This is a genomic window from Ideonella azotifigens (genome assembly GCF_006519715.1).
GTDB lineage: Bacteria > Pseudomonadota > Gammaproteobacteria > Burkholderiales > Burkholderiaceae_C > Ideonella > Ideonella azotifigens.
This window is the reverse complement of the sequence record NZ_VIDT01000909.1, coordinates 1-1,832: the sequence shown is the minus strand read 5'-3', so window position 1 is coordinate 1,832 and position 1,832 is coordinate 1. Positions and strand designations below refer to the sequence as shown.

Annotated in this window: 3 protein-coding genes; all 3 read right to left on the bottom strand. The window is 61.0% G+C overall.

Features of this window, described 5'->3' with window-relative positions:
• The coding region (locus tag FKP22_RS29135) for a hypothetical protein (RefSeq protein WP_141291651.1) at positions 1–185 on the bottom strand (185 nt) is incomplete at its 3' end.
• A gap of 90 nt (positions 186–275) precedes the next feature.
• Positions 276–1,406 carry a hypothetical protein gene (locus FKP22_RS29130; RefSeq protein WP_141291649.1) on the bottom strand — a complete coding sequence of 377 codons (1,131 nt, stop codon included), beginning with the start codon at positions 1,404–1,406 and terminating at the stop codon, positions 276–278.
• A gap of 135 nt (positions 1,407–1,541) precedes the next feature.
• Positions 1,542–1,832: helix-turn-helix transcriptional regulator (locus FKP22_RS29125; protein ID WP_141291647.1), on the bottom strand; the 291-nt coding region annotated here is incomplete at its 5' end.

The window sequence follows — 1,832 nt, the reverse complement described above, 5'->3', positions numbered from 1 at the left end:
GCCTCCAGCACCAGGTCACCGGCGTCGACGGCCCAGGCCTGTGCCTGTGCGGCGTCTGTCCGCCGTGCGACCTGATCCAGCGGCGGCCGCCGGGCCAGGTCCTCCAGCAGTGCGCGGGCGCGCTGGCGGAAGGTGGTGTGGCTGTGGTTGGAAGCGCGGGGTTGAGGGACTGTGGGAGCGGGCATGGGCCGGTGCAGGGGGGCGGTAGCCCTGAGCCTACACGCAACGCGGCGCCATGCATTCAGCCGCGGGCGATATCGCCCGCGGCAGGCCGCTCATTTCCCCAGCACGGACGACTTGGGAATCACGAAAGCCTGGGCTATGCCCGAGGTCGCGTCGATGCCATAACCCACGATGTCCCCATGCGACATGCCAGACGGCATCGTCGACGAGAAACCGTCCAGCTTGAAGGAAGTGACCTTGGCAGTGCTGCGCTTGTAGAAGCAACCCATGGTATTGAAGTCCTGGTCATAGCAGGGGCCGACAAAATCGCCATTCTTGTTGAGCCCGGCGACCCCCGCCATGTTGTTGAATTCGTTGACGGGATCCAGGATGGAGACGGTGCCGTCCGCCTTCCAGATGAAATCATGGCTCGCACCACTGGTCTCAATATACGAGCCCGCCACGTCCCCGTTATCATTGATTGCGTAAATCTGGGTGAACTGGGCATCGGGAATTTTGTAGTATTTGAACGTCCCATTGGTCCATGTGAAGCCCACGCCGCGCCCGGTCGAATCCGTATAGAAATAGGCAGCACCCGCCACCACGTTCTGATTGTTCAAACCCCAGACATCTGTGGCCTGGGCGTGTGGCACCTCAATCGCAGTGAAGGCCTTGCTCGCTGCGTCGTAGAACCAGCCGTAAGCGCCATTCACACCCGCAATTTGCCCGTAGCCCGCAACATTGCCCGCGTTGTTGATGGCTTGCGCGAAGGTCGAGGTTGGTGTTTTGGGATAAACAACATCGGTATAACCACCGTCTGCAGTGCGCAGGAAACCCAAGGCATTGTAATTGGCGTTGTAGTAATACCCCACCACCGTGCCGTGCTTCTCCATGCCAAAGGCAAAAGTGGGGAATTTCGGGTTGTCATAGGCCTGGAATCTGAGCGGCTGCTCTACTGCTGCGCCCGGATTGGCGGCCGTTGCAGAGGCGCACGCAAATGACAATGCAAGCCCTGTGGCCGCAAGAATGGAGGCGAAGAGACGCGAGACACGAAGATTCATGATGATTTCACCTTTTAACTGAGATTTGAAGGGTTGGATCTGGCATGCATGTCCCAGGTTTTCCTGGACTTCACCGAGACGTGGCGAATACTCATTACCGGCCCAAAGAAAAACAATCTTGGTCAGACTTGAGGCCGCCATGCATTGACTCTGATGGACCTGATGAGGGTGGGCGGCCGACATGCAGGCCGTGGTCCAACGGTAAATGCAAGCCCGGGGCCGTGGGCCAGCCGCGTGAGCCCTCACGGGGCCACGGATGAGCGCATTACCGCAAGCTACCCGCGAATTCTGGAAACTATCGCGTGCCGGCGGCTACGTTCAGGAGGGATCGGCGGCTGGCGCGACCGGTGCGGCCTGCAGGCTGCGCCAATGCGAGGGCAGCATGCCCATCCGGTCGCGGAATTCGCTCGCAAACAGTGCGACCGAGCGGTAGCCCATGGACGCGGCAATGTCGCGAATGGGGCGCTGGGTGTGCAGCAGAAGGTTGGCCGCGAACTCCAGCTTCTTGCGCTTCAGGTAGGCCAGCAAGGTGGTGCCGCGAGCCGCCTTGAACGCCTCGTCCAGCGTGCGGCGGCTCACGCCGCAGGCCGCGACCACTTCGTTCGCGCT

What these genes read in the sequence shown, in the direction of transcription:
- FKP22_RS29130 (WP_141291649.1), bottom strand. Translation starts at nt 1,406, where the DNA reads ATGTCGGCCGCCCACCCTCATCAGGTCCATCAGAGTCAATGCATGGCG.